The sequence below is a fragment of the Streptomyces sp. cg40 genome, assembly GCF_050320165.1.
In the GTDB taxonomy this organism is placed as follows: Bacteria; Actinomycetota; Actinomycetes; order Streptomycetales; family Streptomycetaceae; genus Streptomyces; species Streptomyces hokutonensis.
Genome location: NZ_CP190128.1, coordinates 8,157,310 through 8,176,070 on the forward strand (window position 1 = coordinate 8,157,310; position 18,761 = coordinate 8,176,070).

Annotated in this window: 18 protein-coding genes; 9 read left to right on the forward strand and 9 right to left on the reverse strand. The window is 70.4% G+C overall.

Going from position 1 to position 18,761, the window contains the following annotated elements:
• The gene (locus ACQHII_RS36805; protein WP_427923318.1) at positions 1–1,047 is read left to right on the forward strand and encodes a zinc-dependent alcohol dehydrogenase family protein; all 1,047 of its coding nucleotides are present in this window, start codon (positions 1–3) and stop codon (positions 1,045–1,047) included.
• Positions 1,048–1,094: 47 nt separating this feature from the next.
• Here the strand turns inward: ACQHII_RS36805 and ACQHII_RS36810 are convergent, their stop codons facing one another.
• From ACQHII_RS36810 to ACQHII_RS36820, 3 genes are all read right to left on the reverse strand, one after another.
• Positions 1,095–2,105, reverse strand: coding sequence for a CopD family protein (locus ACQHII_RS36810; RefSeq protein ID WP_427923319.1), 1,011 nt, complete (start codon positions 2,103–2,105; stop codon positions 1,095–1,097).
• Between the two features lie 100 nt (positions 2,106–2,205).
• A complete protein-coding gene (locus ACQHII_RS36815; protein ID WP_427923320.1) occupies positions 2,206–3,597 on the reverse strand; it encodes a CoA transferase in 1,392 nt (463 codons plus the stop codon).
• Between the two features lie 130 nt (positions 3,598–3,727).
• Positions 3,728–5,260 (reverse strand): S8 family serine peptidase, encoded by a 1,533-nt coding sequence (locus tag ACQHII_RS36820; RefSeq protein ID WP_427923321.1) that lies wholly within the window; start codon positions 5,258–5,260, stop codon positions 3,728–3,730.
• Between the two features lie 314 nt (positions 5,261–5,574).
• Here ACQHII_RS36820 and ACQHII_RS36825 point away from each other — a divergent pair, with 314 nt between their 5' ends.
• The 3 genes from ACQHII_RS36825 to moaA all read left to right on the forward strand — a co-directional run bounded on the left by ACQHII_RS36825 (position 5,575) and on the right by moaA (position 8,706).
• The gene (locus ACQHII_RS36825; RefSeq protein ID WP_427923322.1) at positions 5,575–5,931 is read left to right on the forward strand and encodes a DUF485 domain-containing protein; all 357 of its coding nucleotides are present in this window, start codon (positions 5,575–5,577) and stop codon (positions 5,929–5,931) included.
• Positions 5,928–7,547: a solute symporter family protein gene (locus ACQHII_RS36830; RefSeq protein ID WP_427923323.1), complete on the forward strand. Its 1,620-nt coding sequence runs from the start codon at positions 5,928–5,930 to the stop codon at positions 7,545–7,547. The genes ACQHII_RS36825 and ACQHII_RS36830 overlap by 4 nt, the downstream gene beginning before the upstream one ends.
• Positions 7,548–7,716: 169 nt before the next feature.
• A complete protein-coding gene (gene moaA, locus ACQHII_RS36835) occupies positions 7,717–8,706 on the forward strand; it encodes a GTP 3',8-cyclase MoaA (protein WP_427925493.1) in 990 nt (329 codons plus the stop codon).
• A gap of 54 nt (positions 8,707–8,760) precedes the next feature.
• On the opposite strand, the gene ACQHII_RS36840 is transcribed toward moaA, so the two are convergent.
• Both ACQHII_RS36840 and ACQHII_RS36845 read right to left on the reverse strand, forming a co-directional pair.
• Positions 8,761–8,979, reverse strand: a complete 219-nt coding sequence (locus tag ACQHII_RS36840; RefSeq protein ID WP_427923324.1) for a hypothetical protein — start codon at positions 8,977–8,979, stop codon at positions 8,761–8,763.
• 235 nt (positions 8,980–9,214) lie between these two features.
• Complete coding sequence (locus ACQHII_RS36845; RefSeq protein ID WP_427923325.1) at positions 9,215–9,601, reverse strand: DUF3099 domain-containing protein; 387 nt, start codon at positions 9,599–9,601, stop codon at positions 9,215–9,217.
• A 247-nt stretch (positions 9,602–9,848) separates the two neighbouring features.
• Here ACQHII_RS36845 and ACQHII_RS36850 point away from each other — a divergent pair, with 247 nt between their 5' ends.
• Positions 9,849–10,127 carry a GlsB/YeaQ/YmgE family stress response membrane protein gene (locus tag ACQHII_RS36850; RefSeq protein ID WP_043685229.1) on the forward strand — a complete coding sequence of 93 codons (279 nt, stop codon included), beginning with the start codon at positions 9,849–9,851 and terminating at the stop codon, positions 10,125–10,127.
• Between the two features lie 58 nt (positions 10,128–10,185).
• Here ACQHII_RS36850 and tyrS read toward each other — a convergent pair whose 3' ends face one another.
• From tyrS to ACQHII_RS36865, 3 genes are read right to left on the reverse strand one after another with little or no spacing between them, the layout of a single operon-like run.
• Positions 10,186–11,454, reverse strand: coding sequence for a tyrosine--tRNA ligase (gene tyrS, locus ACQHII_RS36855; RefSeq protein WP_427923326.1), 1,269 nt, complete (start codon positions 11,452–11,454; stop codon positions 10,186–10,188).
• A gap of 45 nt (positions 11,455–11,499) precedes the next feature.
• Positions 11,500–12,894 carry a metallopeptidase TldD-related protein gene (locus ACQHII_RS36860; RefSeq protein ID WP_427923327.1) on the reverse strand — a complete coding sequence of 465 codons (1,395 nt, stop codon included), beginning with the start codon at positions 12,892–12,894 and terminating at the stop codon, positions 11,500–11,502.
• Entirely contained in the window at positions 12,891–14,414 is a 1,524-nt protein-coding gene (locus ACQHII_RS36865) for a TldD/PmbA family protein (protein WP_200711692.1), read from the reverse strand. The genes ACQHII_RS36860 and ACQHII_RS36865 overlap by 4 nt, the downstream gene beginning before the upstream one ends.
• A gap of 241 nt (positions 14,415–14,655) precedes the next feature.
• On the opposite strand from ACQHII_RS36865, the gene fabG reads away from it, so the two are divergent.
• The 3 genes from fabG to ACQHII_RS36880 all read left to right on the forward strand — a co-directional run bounded on the left by fabG (position 14,656) and on the right by ACQHII_RS36880 (position 16,672).
• Positions 14,656–15,375 (forward strand): 3-oxoacyl-[acyl-carrier-protein] reductase, encoded by a 720-nt coding sequence (gene fabG / locus ACQHII_RS36870; protein WP_406461291.1) that lies wholly within the window; start codon positions 14,656–14,658, stop codon positions 15,373–15,375.
• A 5-nt stretch (positions 15,376–15,380) separates the two neighbouring features.
• On the forward strand, positions 15,381–16,148 hold the full coding sequence (fabI, locus tag ACQHII_RS36875) for an enoyl-ACP reductase FabI (RefSeq protein WP_427923328.1): 768 nt from the start codon (positions 15,381–15,383) through the stop codon (positions 16,146–16,148).
• A gap of 167 nt (positions 16,149–16,315) precedes the next feature.
• A complete protein-coding gene (locus tag ACQHII_RS36880) occupies positions 16,316–16,672 on the forward strand; it encodes a hypothetical protein (RefSeq protein WP_427923329.1) in 357 nt (118 codons plus the stop codon).
• Here the strand turns inward: ACQHII_RS36880 and ACQHII_RS36885 are convergent.
• Positions 16,647–17,366: a FadR/GntR family transcriptional regulator gene (locus ACQHII_RS36885; RefSeq protein WP_427923330.1), complete on the reverse strand. Its 720-nt coding sequence runs from the start codon at positions 17,364–17,366 to the stop codon at positions 16,647–16,649. The genes ACQHII_RS36880 and ACQHII_RS36885 overlap by 26 nt on opposite strands.
• Positions 17,367–17,436: 70 nt before the next feature.
• Between ACQHII_RS36885 and ACQHII_RS36890 the strand changes: the two genes are divergently transcribed.
• Positions 17,437–18,747, forward strand: coding sequence for a CynX/NimT family MFS transporter (locus ACQHII_RS36890; protein ID WP_427923331.1), 1,311 nt, complete (start codon positions 17,437–17,439; stop codon positions 18,745–18,747).
• The last annotated feature ends 14 nt before the right edge of the window (positions 18,748–18,761 follow it).

Here is an 18,761-nt window from a genome sequence, read left to right on the forward strand (position 1 = left end):
ATGCGCGCCACCACCATCCACGCCCCGTTCGACATGCGCGTGGAGGACGTGCCCGAGCCGATGGTGCAGCTGCCCACCGACGCCGTGGTCCGGGTGCTGCGCGCCTGCATCTGCGGCAGCGACCTGTGGGCCTACCGCGGCGAGGCGGCCCGGCAGCCGGGGCAGCGGATCGGACACGAGTTCCTCGGGATCGTCGAGGAGACCGGCTCCGAGGTGAACGGCGTCAGGGCCGGCGACCTCGTGGTCGCGCCCTTCATGTGGTCCGACGGCGTCTGCGCGTACTGCCGCGAGGGCCTCACCACCTCCTGCGTGCACGGCGGCTTCTGGGGTGCCGTGGGCTACGACGGCGGCCAGGGCGAGGCGGTACGCGTGCCCTTCGCCGACGGCACGCTCGTACGGCTCCCCAAGGAGGCGGCCTCCGACGACCACCTGCTGTCCGCGCTGCTGACGCTGTCGGACGTCATGGGCACCGGCCATCACGCGGCCCTCGGCGCGGGCGCCCGCAAGGGTGCCACCGTCGCCGTCGTGGGCGACGGAGCGGTCGGCCTGTGCGCCGTGCTCGCCGCCAAGCGCCTCGGCGCCGAGCGGATCATCGCCCTCGGCCGCCACAAGACCCGCACGGACATCGCGCGCGCCTTCGGCGCCACCGACGTCGTCGCCGAACGCGGTGAGGCCGCCGTCGAGGCCGTCCGCGAACTCACCCGCGGCCAGGGCGCGCACTCCGTGGTCGAGGCAGTCGGCACCGAGCAGTCCATGCGTACGGCCGTCGACATCACGCGCGACGGCGGCGCCATCGGCTTCGTCGGCGTGCCGCACGGCAGCGGTACCGGCCTCGACCTCGGGGTCATGTTCGACCGGAACATCGCGCTGCGCGGCGGAGTCGCGCCGGTCCGCGCGTACATCCCGGAGCTGCTGCCCGACATCCTGGACGGTGCCATCGACCCGTCGCCGGTCTTCGACCTGACGGTCGGCCTGGAGGGCGTACCCGACGGCTACAAGGCGATGGACGAGCGCACGGCCCTGAAGGTGCTGGTCGTCAACAGTTGATCGACGCCGAGTTGATCAATGCCGGAGCCGGTCAACACTGGATTCGATCAATGCCAGCGGATCGGCACCGGCAAGGCCGTCAACAGTCCGGAGAGCACGACCACCACCCCCAGGACGACGACCTCGGCCCGCGCGGGTGAGCAGGCGGCCAGCGGATCGGTGGCCCGCCGCAGCCGGTGGCGTGCCCACAGCGCGAGTACGGCGACGGTGGCGACGAGCAGCACCTTGGCGAGCAGGGTGCGCCCGTACGCCGTCGTCGTCAGCTGGTCCAGGATCGTGCCGGCCGGCATCCTGCGCAGCGAACTCCACACCCCCGTCGCGGTGATCGCGGCGAGCAGCACGGCGGCCACGCGCGCGTAGAGGCCCAACAGCGCGGCGCCCGCCTCGGAATCCCGCCACTGCCGCAACGTCCGCAGCGCGTGCAGCAGCCCGCCGACCCACAGCGCCGCGCACGTCAGATGCACCGCAGTCAGCTCCGAGCCGACCAGCGGACTGTGCTCGCCCACCGGGTGCGCGCGCAGCGCCTCCGCGAGGACCACGGCGGCAAGGGGCCACACCTGCACGGCGGGCCGACGCGACCGGGCGCACAGGGCCGCCACGGCGAACGCGTTGACCTCCAGGAGCGCGAGTTTGCCGTCGCGGGACTGGTAGAGGCCGCCGACGTCGATCTCGGCGAAGCTGTGCGGCACCAGATTGCCCGTCGCCACGACCGACGCGAGTCCCAGCGCGGCGACGAAACCGGCACCGGCCGCGTACAGGGCCCAACTCCGGGGGCCGTTCGGGGGAGCGCCGGGCACCGTGCGCGCCAGCCGGTTCACGAACAACTCGCCGAGCGGCACGCACAGTGCGCCGAACAGCACCGCCCGCAGCAGCGCGATCCCGCCGACACCGGGCGCGGCGGCCTCCCCGGTGTCGTGCAGCGCGGCGGACGGTCCCAGTAGCGGGATCAGCGCGGCGAGCAGCACCAGGGCCAGTACGGCGACGGCCCGGCGCGTACCGGGGCGCCGCCCGGGGCCACTGGTGTCGGCCGCTTCGACAGTCGGTCGTATCAAGGTCACCCCAAGATCTTCACCAGCCGTCACAGAACCGGGCAAGTGCAACAAAACAACTGGCGGAACCGGATTCCGCTCATAGGTACGTTTCCGTCCCGCCCCCGGATCAAGCCCAACGAGCCGGGTCCGTGCCCCAACGACCCGGTGGGCGCGCCCAGTTCGCGGGCCCGCCGACGAAGGAGACCGGCGACAGCGCGTGCCGCAGCCGCCCGATACCGCTGCCGGTCTCGACCAGCCAGGCATCCGGCTGGTTGTACGCCGTCCCGCTCGGCTCGCTCCCGCTCAGCGATTCGCCCGCTCCTCCGGCTGTCAGCCAGGCCGCCGTCCGTGCCAGCGCCAGCCGCAGCACGAGCCCGCGGTCCTGCTCCGACCGGTCCGTCAACGCCCGCAGTACCGAGGCCGCCAGCAGATACCCGGTCCCGTGGTCGAGGGCCTGCGCGGGCAGCGCCCCGGGCCGCCCTGGCGACCCCTCGGTGGCGGCGATGCCGGTGGCGACCTGCACCAGGCTGTCGAACCCGCGCCGCCCGCCCCACGGCCCGTACACGCCCCACGCCGACAACTGCGCCACGATCAGCCCGGGCCGGCGGCCGGCCAACGTCTCGGGGGAGAGCCCGAACCGGTCCAGAGCCCCCGGACGGTACCCGGTGACGACCACATCGGCCTGCCCGAGCAGTTCCTCGAAGGCCCGCCGGTCGGCCGCCAGGCCGAGATCCAGCCGCGTCGACCGCTTCCCGAAACCGGTGTCCGCGTGCGCGTCGGGATCCTCCGGCAACTGCGGGGCGTCCACGCGCAGTACGTCCGCTCCCAGCAGCGCCAGCGTGCGGGTGGCGACCGGGCCCGCGATCACCCGGGTCAGATCGAGCACCCGCACTCCGGCGGCGGGCAGCAGCGGATCGCCGTCGAGCGGCGGCAGCGCACGCGCGCGTGCTGCGTCGAGCCGCGCGCGCTCGACGAGAGGCCGCCCGGCCGCCGCGACTCCCTGGGGGTGCCCGCCCCACTCCGCCGCCGTCCGCAGCGCGACCGCGAGGCCTCCGGCGCCGTACACGGTCTCCTCCACCTCCGAGGCGGACCGTTCGGCGAGCACGGCGGCCACGTCCTCCACGGAGGCGTCACCCGGCAGCCGCAACGCCCCCAGCAGTCGTGCCCGGTGGTGCGGATAGTTCGCGTGGGTGCGGACCCAGCCGTCGGCCGTCCGCCAGAACCGCGACAGCGGCGCGAAGGAGACCGGCGCCCGCCCGTCGATCAGCAGATGCCGCTCACTGACGAACGCCGTGGCGACGGCCCCGTCGTCCACCAGCACCCCGGGCACCTCCGCGCGCCCGGCCCGCCGCGCCCCCAGCTCGGCGGCGGCCAGCGCGCACGCTCCCACGCAGGCCCGCGCCAACTCCCGTACGGGAAGCCGCGCTTCGAGCGCCCCTCGGCGCGCGACGGTCGAGATACGCGGGACCAGGGCGGGATCGCCACCCAGCGCGGCCCATGCCACCTTGATGTCAGTCATGACTGCACTATGCAGTATTGATTCAATCAATATGTCTGCGGTGGCGATGCAGACATGAACGGGCCGGGCGGAGATCCTCCAGATCCGCCCGGCCCGCATCAACTGCATCAACAGCGAGAACAGATACCCGCTACTTGACCGCCCGCAGCGCGTTCACGATGCCGAACCCGTAGAAGCCGTTGACCCGCTTGCCACCGACGCAGGTCGCGTCCGCGATGCCGTCGCCGTTGGTGTCGTAGACGTCGGTCGGGCAGCCCGGGTTGTCCGCCTCGGCCTTCAGCAGCGCCTGCAACTGGGCCGGAGAGGCGTGCGGGTGCGTGGACTTCAGCAGCGCGGCCACGGCGGCGACGTGCGGGGTCGCCATCGACGTGCCCTGGAGGTAGCCGTACGTGTTGTTCGGCAGCGTGGACAGGATGCGGCCGTTCTTCGACGGGGTGTCCGGGATCTGCCGGGAGTCCCCGCCCGGCGCCGACACGTCGATCACGCCCTTGCCGTAGCTGGAGAAGTACGACTTGGCCTTCGTGACGCCGACCGAACTCACGGTCACGACACCCGGCAGCTGGGTCGGTACGTCGAAGCACTCGTGCGGGTCGACCGTGCGGGTCACCGCGGTGGAGTCGTCGGGGCTGGAGTCGTCGACCAGGGCGTGGGAGTCGAGGTCGTCGTTGGAGTTGCCGGCCGCGGCGACATTGAGCGTGCCCTTGCTCTGGGCGTACAGCTGGGCCCTGTTGACCGCGTCGACAATGGCACGTTGATCGGGGTCGTCCATGCAGTTGTACAGCCAAGGATCAACGTAGTAGCTGTTGTTGGTGATCTCCACGCCGTGATCCGCGGCGAACACAAAGGCGCAGACCACGCTCTCCGGGTAGAACAGCTGGGTCGAGTCCGGCTCGGCCACGGTGATCCCGGAGACCTTCACGCCCGGCGCGACCCCCGCTACACCGATGCCGTTGCGGGCGGCGGCGATCTCACCCGCGACATGCGTGCCGTGGTAGTGGGCGGAGTCCACGGGGCGCCAGGAGCCGTATGTCGTGTCCGCCTTGCCGCCCACGCAGTTCGCGGACTGCGAGGGGGAGAAGTTCGGGGCGATGTCCGGGTGGGTGTCGTCGACGCCGACGTCGATGACGGCGACCGTCACGCTCTTGCTGCCCGGGTTGATCTTCGCGGCCTTGTCGGCGCCGATCGCGGGCAGGTCCCACTGGTCGGCTTCGAGGGGCTCGCTGTCACCGGCCGCGGCGGAGGCCTTCGTCGTCTTCGCGGCCTGCTCCTTGGACAGGTACTGCACCGCGCCCTCGTCCGTCGTCGAGGCGAGGCTCAGCGGCGCGGTCCGCGTGGCACCGGCCGACTGCACACCGGGCACCTTGCGGATGATCAGCCCGAAGTCGGGGTTCGCCGAGTGCACGACGATCACGCCGATCTGCTCGTACGTCTCCACGATGCTGCCGCCGGCCGCATTGATCGCCTTCTTGACCGTGTTGATCGTCCGGTGGTCCAGCCGGGTGTTGACCACATACGAGAGGTTCGGCGCGTCGGCGGTCTGCGCGGTGGTCTCCGTGATCGGGACCGCCGAAGCCGCAGACGGGAGGAAACCGAGCGAGGCGGTCAGCGACAGCACGACCGGTACGGCGAGGGCGAGCCGGTGTCTGGGGCGCAGATGAGCCATGGGATCTCCACATCATCCGGAAACGAAAAGGCCCGAGACGTGATGCCTCCCGGGCAGGTACATGACGAGTGGTGCCAGCTGAAGTTATCTCCCGCGAGGGCTGGCCAGCAATGACTTCCCAAAGGCGAGTCCTGAAAGAAGTCAAAGGAGTTGAACCGGTCCACGCGTGGCGCCGTGACCTTGGGCAGGAAGCGCCAGCAGGATCGGGGACCTTCCCTCGATATCACTTAGGGGAGTCGCCCGATCACTCCTGGTGGCGTGATCCGTAGGTCTGTGAGGTCGCAACCAGCATGTCCGCAACGCGAGGAGACACCGTGGCCACCGAGACACCACCGCCCTCGAAAGCCGAACGAAAACTCCCCAGTACCGAGGAGTTCGAACAGGTCCAGGAGAGCGCGGAGTTCGCCGAACTGCGCCGCGCCCACCGCTCCTTCGCCTTCCCGCTGACCGTCGCCTTCATCGCCTGGTATCTCCTGTACGTCCTGCTGTGCAACTACGCGGACGACTTCATGGACACCAAGGTCGTCGGCAACATCAACGTCGCCCTCGTCCTGGGCCTCGGCCAGTTCCTCACCACATTCCTCATCGCCTGGTGGTACGCGCGGTACTCCGCCGCGAAGCTCGACCCCAAGGCCGAAGCCATCAAGTCCCGGATGGAGGGCGGCGCATGAGCCCCGCGATCACCCTGGCCGCCGGCGAGGCGAGCCAGCACCGGCCGCTGATCATCACCCTGTTCGCGGTCTTCGTCGCCGCGACGCTCGTCATCACCGTCTGGGCGGGCCGCCAGACCAAGAGCGCCGCCGACTTCTACGCCGGCGGCCGGCAGTTCACCGCCTTCCAGAACGGCCTGGCCGTCTCCGGCGACTACATGTCCGCCGCGTCCTTCCTCGGCATCGCCGGCGCCATCGCCCTCTTCGGGTACGACGGCTTCCTGTACTCGATCGGCTTCCTGGTCGCCTGGCTGGTCGCCCTGCTCCTGGTGGCCGAACCGCTGCGCAACTCCGGCCGCTACACCATGGGCGACGTCCTCGCCTACCGCATGCGCCAGCGGCCCGTCCGTACGGCGGCCGGCACCTCCACCATCGTGGTGTCGATCTTCTACCTGCTGGCCCAGATGGCCGGCGCGGGCGTCCTGGTCTCCCTGCTCCTCGGCATCACATCCGACGCGGGCAAGATCGGCATCGTCGCCCTGGTCGGCGTCCTGATGATCGTGTACGTCACCATCGGCGGCATGAAGGGCACCACCTGGGTCCAGATGGTCAAGGCATGCCTGCTCATCGCCGGCGCCCTGCTGCTGACCTTCCTGGTGATGCTCAAGTTCAACTTCAACGTCTCCGACCTGCTCGGCAAGGCCGCCGACAACAGCGGCAAGGGCTCCGCGTTCCTGGACCCCGGTCTCAAGTACGGCGCCACGGGTACGACCAAGCTGGACTTCATCTCCCTGGGCCTCGCCCTGGTCCTCGGCACCGCGGGTCTGCCGCACATCCTGATCCGCTTCTACACGGTGCCCACCGCCAAGGCCGCCCGTAAGTCGGTCAACTGGGCCATCGGCCTCATCGGCGCCTTCTACCTGATGACCCTGGCCCTCGGCTTCGGCGCCGCGGCACTGATCAAACCCGACGAGATCATCGCGTCCAACAAGGCGGGCAACACGGCGGCCCCCCTCCTGGCCCTCCATCTGGGCGGGGTCGACTCCAACTGGGGCGCCATCCTCCTGGCGAGCATCTCGGCGGTCGCCTTCGCCACGATCCTCGCGGTCGTCGCCGGCCTCACTCTGGCCTCGTCCTCGTCCTTCGCCCACGACATCTACGCCAACGTCATCAAGCGGGGACAGGCGACGGAGAAACAGGAGATGGCCGCCGCCCGGTACGCCACGGTCGGCATCGGCGCCGTCTCCATCCTCCTCGGCGCCCTCGCCCGCGACCTGAACGTCGCCGGCCTGGTCGCCCTCGCCTTCGCGGTCGCCGCCTCCGCCAACCTCCCGACGATCCTCTACAGCCTCTTCTGGAAGCGCTTCACCACTTCCGGGGCCCTGTGGTCGATCTACGGCGGCCTCGTCACCGCGGTCGGCCTGGTCCTGTTCTCGCCGGTCGTCTCCGGCAAACCCGCCTCGATGTTCCCGGACGTCGACTTCCACTGGTTCCCCCTGGAGAACCCCGGCATCATCTCCATCCCGGTCGGCTTCCTGCTGGGCTGGCTCGGCACGATCCTCTCCAAGGAGGAGCCCGACACCGCCAAGTACGCGGAGCTGGAGGTACGGTCCCTGACCGGCACCGGAGCCCACTGAGCCCCGCTGAGTCCCTCGTAGTTCCCCCCACGCCGACGGCCGCGTCGTAGATCCCTACGACGCGGCCCCGTCGTACCTCGTGGGATCGGGCCGCTCTCGTTGTCAGAGGTGTCGCGTAGGCTCGCAGGTGTCGGAAAACATGCGATCCGAATCGAGGGAGGAGGCCCACGTGCTCATCGACACCTATGGCCGAGTGGCCACCGACCTGAGGGTTTCGCTGACCGACCGGTGCAACCTCCGGTGTACGTACTGCATGCCCGAGGAGGGCCTGCAGTGGCTGGCGAAGCCCGACCTGCTCACGGACGACGAGATCGTCCGCCTGATAGACATCGCGGTCACCTCCCTCGGTATCGAGGAGGTCCGCTTCACCGGCGGCGAGCCGCTGCTGCGCCCCGGCCTGGTCGGCATCGTCGAGCGGGTCGCGGCCCTGGAGCCCCGCCCCCGGATGTCCCTCACCACCAACGGCATCGGCCTCAAGCGCACGGCGACCGCCTTGAAGAAGGCCGGTCTGGACCGGGTCAACGTCTCCCTGGACACCCTGCGCGCGGACGTCTTCAAGACCCTCACCCGCCGCGACCGCCACCAGGACGTCCTCGACGGCCTCGAAGCCGCCCGCGAAGCCGACCTGACCCCGGTCAAGGTCAACTCGGTCCTGATGCCGGGACTCAACGCCGACGAGGCTCCGGACCTCCTGTCCTGGGCCGTGGCGCACGACTACGAACTGCGCTTCATCGAGCAGATGCCCCTGGACGCCCAGCACGGCTGGAAGCGCGAGGGCATGGTCACCGCCGGCGACATCCTCGCCTCCCTCCGCACCCGCTTCGAGCTGACCCCCGAAGGCACGGACGAGCGCGGCTCGGCCCCGGCCGAGCGCTGGATCGTGGACGGCGGCCCGCACCGCGTGGGCGTCATCGCCTCGGTCACCCGCCCGTTCTGCGGAGCCTGCGACCGCACGCGCCTGACCGCCGACGGCCAGATACGCAACTGCCTGTTCGCCCGCGAGGAGACCAGCCTCCGTGACGCCCTGCGCACCGGCGCCCCGGACGAGGAGCTGGCCCGCATCTGGCGCCAGGCGATGTGGGGCAAGAAGGCGGGCTCGGGCCTGGACGACCCGTCGTTCCTCCAGCCGGACCGCCCGATGTCGGCGATCGGCGGCTGAGCAGCGGTCGTAGACGAGTGGACGAAGGGGCTCTGACGAGACTTCGAACGGGCCCTACGGGGCCTCGGGCGCTTCCCAGTCCTCGAACTTGACGACGTCCTTCAGGAAGCCCCGCACACCGAGGAACTGGGACAGGTGCTCGCGGTGCTCCTCGCACGCGAGCCACGTCTTGCGCCGCTCCGGCGTGTGGACCTTCGGGTTGTTCCACACGAGGACCCACACGGCGTCGGCGCGGCAGCCCTTCGCGGAGCAGATGGGTGTCTCGTCACTCACGGGAACTCACGGAATTCGTCTCACAGATGCGCTGAAAAGGCGACGCCGAGCAGCCACGGGGGGAGCTGCCCGGCGTCGGTCTGTCGCTCCGACGGGGGATGCGGAGCGCGTACGAAGTATGTCACGGGTGACCGGTCGCCCGGCACCGGAACAACATGATTGATCTGAGCTTTTCTTGAGCTTGGTGCGGAGCCGACTTCCGTTTATGGCACGTTCGGCATGGTCACGACCGGGCCTACGACTCGCCCCGCGCACCGGGTGTCGGCTCGGGCACGACCTCTTCCGGGACGGGTTCCGCGACCCTCTCGTCCGACCGCGGCGGCATGATCATCGGCCGCAGCGGCGCGGTGACGAACGTCGACGGCAGACCGGGCGCGTTCTCCCGCCCGGCGTTCGCGATCACCACGGCGACATAGGGGAGAAGCACACCGAGCACCAACGCGACGATCGCGACGTGCCGTTCGACGTTCCACAGGGAACAGGCGAGAATCACCGACACCGTACGGATCGACATCGAGATGACGTACCGGCGCTGCCGACCGCGGATGTCCTCCGCGAGTCCCGTCCGGGCTCCGGTGATCCGGAACACCTGGGCGTTGCCTTCGCCGTGCAGCTTCCGCATCACATTCCACCATCCGCCCGCATCGGACTCTCCCCGGCCCGCGACCCCGGTTCGCACCCGATCCGGGAACCGGGCCCCGACACCACCAACGTTACGCCGCGCCTGCGCCGCCTTCGAGACCGGGGCACCCCGGGTCAGGGCGAGCAACCTGCGCCGTACCACGTACGGCCCTACCCGACATGCGGCGTACGGCGACCGGGCCCACACTTGGCGTAATGCTCACGTCGAGCCGTACAAGGAGGCAGCCATGGGCTGGTTGTGGGCGATCATCGTGGGATTCGTGCTGGGCCTGATCGCGAAGGCGATCATCCCGGGCAAGCAGCACAGTCCGCTCTGGCTGACCACCATCTGCGGCATTCTCGGCGCCATCGTCGGCAACGCGATCGCCCGCGCGGCCGGCGTCGACGCGACCAGCGGCATCGACTGGAGCCGCCACGCGTTCCAGCTCATCGCCGCGATCATCATCGTCTTCGTGGTCGACATGGCCTACATGGCCACGATCGGCAAGAACAAACAACGAGCCTGACATCCCTACGGCGAAGGGGCGGCCTCCCGAACCGGGAAACCGCCCCTACGTCATGCGCTCACGCGCCCGTGACCTCCACGGCCGCCAGATTCTTCTTGCCCCGCCGTAGCACCAGCCACCGCCCATGGAGGAGATCCTCCGTGCCCGGCACGGCATCCTCCGCGGCGACCTTCACGTTGTTCACGTAGGCCCCGCCCTCCTTCACGGTCCGCCGCGCCGCGGACTTGCTCGCCACCAGGCCGACCTCGGTGAACAGGTCGACGACCGGGCCGAGTTCGGCGACCTGGACGTGCGGCAGCTCGGAGAGGGACGCGGCGAGCGTCTTCTCGTCGAGCTCCGCCAGCTCGCCCTGCCCGAAGAGGGCCCGGGACGCGGCGGTCACCGCGGCCGTCTGCTCGGCGCCGTGCACCAGCGTCGTCAGCTCCTCGGCGAGCGCGCGCTGCGCGGCACGCGCCTGCGGACGCTCCTCGGTCTGGCGCTCCAGCTCCTCGATCTCCTCGTGGGACCTGAAGCTGAAGATGCGCAGGAACTTGGAGACGTCCCGGTCGTCCGCGTTCAGCCAGAACTGGTAGAAGGCGTACGGCGTGGTCATCTCGGGGTCGAGCCAGACCGTGCCGGACTCCGTCTTGCCGAACTTGGTGCCGTCGGCCTTGGTGATCAGCGGGGTGCCCAGCGCGTGCACCGCGGCCTCCGGGTCGACCCGGTGGATCAGGTCGGTGCCCGAGGTGAGGTTGCCCCACTGGTCGCTGCCGCCGGTCTGGAGCGTGCAGCCGTGCCTGCGGTAGAGCTCCAGGAAGTCCATGCCCTGGAGGATCTGGTAGCTGAACTCGGTGTAGCTGATGCCCGCGTCGGAGTTGAGCCGCCGGGAGACGGCCTCCTTCGCGATCATCTTGTTGACCCGGAAGTGCTTGCCGATGTCCCGCAGGAACTCGATGGCCGACAGACCCTGCGTCCAGTCCAGGTTGTTGACCATGATCGCGGCGTTCGGGCCCTCGAAGTCCAGCAGCGGGGCGATCTGCGCGCGCAGCCGCTCGACCCACTGGGCCACGACGTCCGGCGAGTTCAGCGTCCGCTCCGCGTTCGGCTTCGGGTCGCCGATCAGGCCCGTGGCACCGCCGACCAGGCCGAGCGGACGGTTGCCCGCCTGCTGGATCCGGCGCATGGTCAGGATCTGCACGAGGTTGCCGAGGTGCAGGCTGGGCGCGGTCGGGTCGAAACCGCAATAGAACGTGACGGGACCGTCCGCGAACGCCTTGCGCAATGCGTCCTCGTCAGTGGAGAGGGCGATGAGCCCCCGCCACTGCAGTTCGTCGACGATGTCCGTCACGGTTCTCGTATCTCCTTGGGATGGTCTCGCGAGTCAGGTACGAGGTTATACGCCCTGACTGACAGAGCTCATATTGAAGTCCGGCACCCGCAGCGCGGGCATCGCAGCCCTAGTGAACCAGTCGCTCCATTCCCTCGGCAGCGTCTTTTCCGTCCGCCCCGCCTCGGTGGCCCGCCCGAGCAGATCCACCGGCGACTCGTTGAACCGGAAGTTGTTCACCTCGCCCGCCACCTCGCCGTTCTCGACGAGGTAGACGCCGTCCCGGGTGAGCCCGGTGAGCAGCAGGGTCGCCGGGTCGACCTCGCGGATGTACCAGAGGCAGGTGAGCAGCAACCCGCGCTCGGTGCTCGCGACCATCTCCTCCAGGGAGCGGTCCTCGCCCCCGCTCAGGATCAGGTTGTCGATCGACGGCGCCACCGGCAGCCCGGTCAGCCCCGCGCTGTGCCGACTGGTGAGCAGGTGCTGCAACTCGCCCTCGCGCACCCAGTCCGTGGCCGTCAGCGGCAGCCCGTTGTCGAACACCGACTGGTCGCCGCCGGAGGTGTGCGCGAGCACGAACGGGGCGGATTCCAGACCTGGTTCGTTCGGGTCGCTGCGCAGCGTCAGCGGCAGTTCGGTGAGCTTCTCGCCGACGCGGGTGCCACCGCCCGGCTTGGAGAACACCGTGCGGCCCTCGACCGCGTCCCGCCCCGACGCCGACCACATCTGGTAGATCAACAGATCCGCTACGGCCGTGGGCGGCAGCAGCGTCTCGTACCGCCCGGCGGGCAGCGCGATCTTCCGCTCGGCCCAGCCCAGTCGTACGGCCAACTCGGCGTCCAGGGCCGCCGGGTCGACGTCCTTGAAGTCCCGGGTCGAGCGGCCGGCCCAGGCCGAGCGCGTGCGGTCCGGGGACTTGGCGTTCAGCTCCAGCGTGCCGTTGGGCTGGTCGTGGCGCAGACGCAGCCCGGTCGACGTGCCGAGGTAGCTGGTGACCAGCTCGTGGTTGGCGAAGCCGTACAGCTCGCGACCGCCCGCACGCGCGCGTGCGAACGATTCGCCGAGGGCCGGCGCGAAGTCGGTGAACACGGAGGACGAGGTCTCTGCGGGCGCGTCCGTGAAGTCGGGCGACTGCGCCACACCCGTGACCAGCGGCTGCGCGTCCTCGGCGGGCGCGGCACCGCGCGCGGCGGCCTCGGCGGCCCGGACCAGTGGCTCCAGCTCCTCCAGGGTGACGGCTGACCGGGACACGACCCCCGAGGCGGTGCCCTCCTTGCCGTCGACGGTCGCGATGACGGTGAGCGTGCGCCCGCGCGTGACGCCGTTCGTGGTCAGCGCGTTGCCCGCCCAGCGGAGGTTGGCGGTCGAGTGCTCGTCGGCGATGACGACACAGCCGTCGGCCCGGGAGAGTTCGAGGGCGCGCTCGACGATCTCGTGCGGCTTGTTCGTACGAGGACTCATCGACCGGCCTCCTGCGTGGTGTTGAGGATGTTGACGCCCGTGAACAGTGCAGACGGGCAGCCGTGCGAGACCGCCGCGACCTGGCCCGGCTGGGCCTTGCCGCAGTTGAAGGCACCGCCCAGGACGTAGGTCCCCGGACCGCCGACGGCCGCCATGGACCCCCAGAAGTCGGTGGTCGTCGCCTGGTACGCGACGTCCCGCAGCTGTCCGGTGATCCGCCCGTTCTCGATCTTGAAGAAGCGTTGCCCGGTGAACTGGAAGTTGTACCTCTGCATGTCGATCGACCACGACCGGTCGCCGACCACGTAGATCCCGCGGTCGACCCCGCCGATCAGATCCTCCGTGGACAGCCCCGCCGGATCCGGCTGCAACGACACATTGGCCATGCGCTGCACCGGCACATGCCCGGGGGAGTCGGCGTACGCGCAGCCGTTGGAGCGGTCGAAGCCGGTCAACTTGGCGATGCGGCGGTCGAGTTGGTAGCCGACCAGGGTGCCGTCCTTGACGAGGTCCCAGGACTGGCCCTCGACGCCCTCGTCGTCGTAGCCGATGGTGGCGAGGCCGTGTTCGGCGGTGCGGTCGCCGGTGACGTTCATCCGCTCGGAGCCGTACTTGAGCTTGCCGAGCTTGTCGAAGGTGGCGAAGGACGTGCCGGCGTAGGCGGCCTCGTAGCCGAGCGCGCGGTCCAGTTCGGTGGCGTGGCCGATGGACTCGTGGATCGTCAGCCAGAGGTTGGACGGGTCGACGACGAGGTCGTAGAGGCCGGCCTCGACGCTCGGGGCGCGCATCTTCTCGGCGAGCAGTTCGGGGATCCGCGCCAGCTCCTCGTCCCAGTCCCAGCCGGTACCCGTGAGGTACTCCCAGCCGCGGCCCACGGGCGGCGCGATGGTGCGCATCGAGTCGAACTCGCCGCTCGACTCGTCGACCGACACCGCGTTCAGCTGCGGGTGCAGCCGGACGCGCTGCTGGGTGGTCACGGTCCCCGCGGTGTCGGCGTAGAACTTGTTCTCGTGCACGGTGAGCAGCGACGCGTCCACGTGGTTGACGCCGTCCGCCGCGAGCAGCCGGGCGCTCCAGTCCGCCAGCAGCCCCGCCTTCTCCTCGTCGGGCACGGAGAACGGATCGATCTCGTACGAGGAGATCCACGTCCGCTCCTCGTGCACGGGTTCGGCGGCCAGCTCGACGCGCTCGTCCGACCCGGCCGCCTTGATCACCTGGGCGGAGAGCTTCGCCATCGCGACCGCCTGCGAGGCGACCTTCGCGGCGGCGTCGAGACTCAGGTCGACGCCCGACGCGAACCCCCAGGTGCCGCCGTGCACGACCCGCACCGCGTACCCGAGGTCGGTGGTGTCCGACGTACCGGCCGGCCGGGCGTCCCGCAGCCGCCAGGACGCGCTGCGCACCCGCTCGAACCGGAAGTCCGCGTGCTCCGCCCCGAGCGCACGCGCGCGTGCCAGCGCGGCGTCGGCCAGGGCGCGTAGGGGAAGCGCCGTGAAGGCTTCGTCGATGGAATGAGGCACGGAGGTCTCCCTGCTGTCGTGGCCTGTGGAGTCCGATCATGTCGCGCGGACAGGTGCGGGGACCACACGTTTCCGCTCGGCGTCGGCACTTTCTGTAGAGACCCGACAGCGAGTCCTCTAAGCCACTGTCGATGCCCGATTGTCCCGTGGCGCGGGCCGACCGATAGGTTTTTGGCAAGGCCGTCTGTCAACCAGGGTGTACCGGGCAGGCGCACAGGACAGCTATCGAAAGGGTGATCCGTTGAGCCGCTCGGTTCTCGTCACCGGAGGCAACCGGGGCATCGGCCTCGCCATCGCCCGTGCGTTCGCCGACGCCGGCGACAAGGTCGCGATCACGTACCGCTCGGGTGAGCCGCCGGCCGCCCTTCTTGAATTGGGCTGCCTGGCCGTCAAGTGCGACATCACCGACACCGAGCAGGTGGAGCAGGCCTACAAGGAGATCGAGGCCGAGCACGGCCCCGTCGAGGTCCTGGTCGCCAACGCGGGCGTCACCAAGGACACGCTCCTGATGCGCATGTCCGAGGAGGACTTCACCTCGGTCCTCGACACCAACCTCACCGGCACCTTCCGCGTCGTCAAGCGCGCCAACCGCGGCATGCTGCGCGCCAAGAAGGGCCGCGTCGTCCTCATCTCGTCGGTCGTCGGCCTGCTGGGCGGCGCGGGCCAGGCGAACTACGCGGCCTCCAAGGCGGCCCTGGTCGGCTTCGCGCGCTCGCTCGCCCGTGAGCTGGGCTCGCGCAACATCACCTTCAACGTCGTCGCGCCCGGCTTCGTCGACACCGACATGACCAAGGTGCTCAGCGACGAGCAGCGCGAGAACATCGTGAAGCAGGTGCCGCTCGGCCGTTACGCGCAGCCCGAGGAGGTCGCCGCGACGGTGCGGTTCCTCGCCTCGGACGACGCCTCGTACATCACTGGAGCCGTCATCCCTGTTGACGGCGGACTGGGAATGGGTCACTGATCACCATGAGCGGAATTCTCGAGGGCAAGCGTGTCCTGATCTCCGGTGTGCTGCTGGAGTCCTCCATCGCCTTCCACGCCGCCAAGCAGGCCCAGGAGCAGGGCGCGGAGATCATCCTGACCGCGTTCCCGCGGCCCACGCTGACCGAGCGCATCGCCAAGAAGCTTCCCAAGCCCACCAAGGTCATCGAGCTGGACGTCACCAACGGCGAGCACCTGGCGCGCCTCGCCGACGTAGTGGGCGAGGAGCTGGGTGGCCTGGACGGCGTCGTGCACTCCATCGGGTTCGCGCCGCCGGACGCGCTCGGCGGCAACTTCCTGAACACGCCGTTCGAGTCGGTCGCCACGGCGATGCACGTCTCGGCGTTCTCCCTGAAGTCGCTGACCATGGCCTGCCTGCCGCTGATGCAGAACGGCGGCTCGGTCGTCGGCCTCACTTTCGACGCGTCCTTCGCGTGGCCGCAGTACGACTGGATGGGCCCGGCCAAGGCCGCCCTTGAGGCCACCAGCCGCTACCTCGCCCGCGACCTGGGCAAGCAGAACATCCGCTGCAACCTCGTCTCCGCGGGCCCGCTCGGCTCGATGGCCGCCAAGTCCATCCCGGGCTTCAGCGAGCTGGCCGCCGTGTGGGACAACCGCTCCCCCCTGGAGTGGGACCTCAACGACCCGGAGCCGGCCGGCAAGGCCATCGTCGCCCTCCTGAGCGACTGGTTCCCGAAGACCACGGGCGAGATCGTCCACGTGGACGGCGGCCTGCACGCCATCGGTGCGTGACGCTGCCGCCGCATTCTGCATGAGGGCCCGCACCGCAGAGGTGCGGGCCCTCGTCGTGTCACCCGTTCGGCCCCTCAGGCCGGGCGGGGAGGGCACACAACTGCGCACTCTGGATTACGCGTTCACCACGCGATTCCCTCCCCAGCACCACCGAGGAGGTTCCCCTTGTGCGCCTGTCCCGCAGCCTGGCCTCAGTGACCGCCGCCGTCGCGCTCGTCATCTCCCTGGCGTACGAGGCGATGCCCCACGCGCGCGTGGAGGCACGAAAACCGGCCGCCGCCCCCCAGCTGTTCGGCGCCGCGTGCCGCACCATCGTCCACGGCTCGCACGTGATCGCGTACTGCCACAACCCGTACCCCCAGACCGACCGCGTCGCCCTGCACATCGAGTGCGACCGCTGGTGGGACATCGACAGCGACGGCACCGGGATCGACGCCGGCCCGGCGCAGACCGTACGGCTGGCCGGCCGCTGCTGGGAGGACGTCCGCGCGGTGTGGGTCAGCCACCAGAAGCGGGCGAGTTGAGGCCCTCGGGAGCAGCCGGGCCGAGCCGCCCCGGACGGCACAGGAACGGATAGCCCGCGGCCTCCGCCGCGGCCCCCCGCGCGTCACCCGCGCGGATCGCGTCCACGAGCCGCGTGTGGTCCATGTACGACTCCGGAGTCAGCTCCTCGCCGACGTCCGCGCGCAGCCAGTCCCGCAGCACCTCGCCCAGGTCGGCGTACATCGCCGTCATGACGTCGTTGTGGGAAGCGGCCACCACGGCCAGGTGCAGGGTCGCGTCGGCCGCCACGAAGGCCTCCGCGTCCCCAGACGCCCACGCCTCCTCGCGCCGCACGAGCAGGGCGTCCAGCTGCTTGAGGTCCTTCTCGGTGCGCCGCTCGGCCGCCAGCTGCGCCGCCGCCGACTCCAGGGTGGAGCGCAGTTCGGCGATGTGCCGGGGGTCGGCGTCCGCGAACCGGCGGTGCATCACGCCCGCCAGCTCACTGGTCGCCACGACATAGGTGCCGGAGCCCTGGCGGATGTCCAGCAGACCGTTGTGCGCGAGCGCGCGGACGGCCTCGCGGACCGTGTTGCGGGCGACCCCGAGCTGCTCGACCAGCTCCGGCTCGGTCGGGATCCGGGAGCCGACCGGCCACTCGCCCGAGGTGATCTCGTTCCGCAGCGCGGCGATGACCTGCTCGGACAGCGCCGAACGACGGGGGTGGCTCAGAGGCATGGCACACCTTTGCATGTGCGGGGCGGGAGAAGGCCACCCGGGGATGGACAACCAATCATCCCATGATTCTATGATGGACGGCATGGCGAGCGAGGAAACCCGGACACCGAGGTCCACGACGACGAACACCGGCGGCCCGGCCGTGAGCGACCCTGCGACACCGGGCGGAGGACCGTCCACGCGCGCGTGGACGACGCGTCTGGTCGTCGTCGGCATCGTGCTCGCCGCGCTGAACCTCCGTCCCGCCATCACCAGCCTCGGCGCCCTCCTCGAAGAGGTGCGCGACGGCCTCGGCATGAGCGGCAGCGTCGCCGGACTGCTCACCTCCGTGCCCCCGCTGTGCTTCGCCGCCTTCGGCGTCATGGCCCCGCGCCTCGCCCGCCGCTTCGGCCCGAGCACCGTGGTCTGCGCCGGCATGCTCGCCATCACCGCGGGCCTGCTCATACGGCCCTACGTCGGCGGAACGGCGGGCTTCCTGGCCGGCAGCGCGCTCGCGCTCATGGGGATCGCGGTCAGCAACGTCCTGATGCCGGTGATCGTCAAGCGCTGGTTCCCCGACCGCGTCGGCTCCATGACCGGCCTCTACTCGATGGCCCTCGCCCTGGGCACCGCCGCAGCGGCCGCGGTCACCGTGCCCATGACCGAGTCCCTGGGCGGCAGTTGGCGCTCCGGCCTCGCCGTGTGGGCGGGGCTGGCCGCAGCCGCCGTACTGCCCTGGATCGCTCTCGTACGACACCGGGAGGCGCCCGCGGAACCGCCCTCCCGCGCGCGGGAGACCGAGCGGGCGCGGCCCGAACTGCGGATCACCCGCAGCCGTACCGCCTGGGCGCTCGCCGTGTTCTTCGGGCTCCAGGCCACCGCCGCGTACGTCACCATGGGCTGGATGGCGCAGATCTTCCGGGACGCGGGGGTCTCCGCGGGCACGGCCGGGCTGCTGCTGGCCGTCACCATGGCGATGGGCGTGCCCCTGGCCTTCGTCATCCCGCGCGTGGCCACCCGGCTGCCCCACCAGGGGCCGATCGTCGTCGCGCTCGGCGTCTGCGGCCTCGCCGGATACGCGGGCCTGTACCTCGCGCCGGCCGGCGGAGCCTGGGCCTGGGCCCTGCTGCTCGGCGTCGCCAACTGCGCCTTCCCGCTGGCCCTGACGATGGTCGGCATGCGGGCCAGGACCGGCGCGGGCGTCGCCCAGCTGTCGGCCTTCGCGCAGAGCGCCGGGTATCTCATCTCCATCCCGGGTCCGCTCCTGGTCGGTGTGCTCTACCAGCACAGCGGCGGCTGGGGACTGCCGATCGCCCTCATGGCCGGCCTGATGATCCCGCAGATGGCCGTGGGCGTCCTCGCGGGCCGCGCCCGCACGGTGGAGGACGAGGCGGCCCGCTGACCTCACCCCGGCGC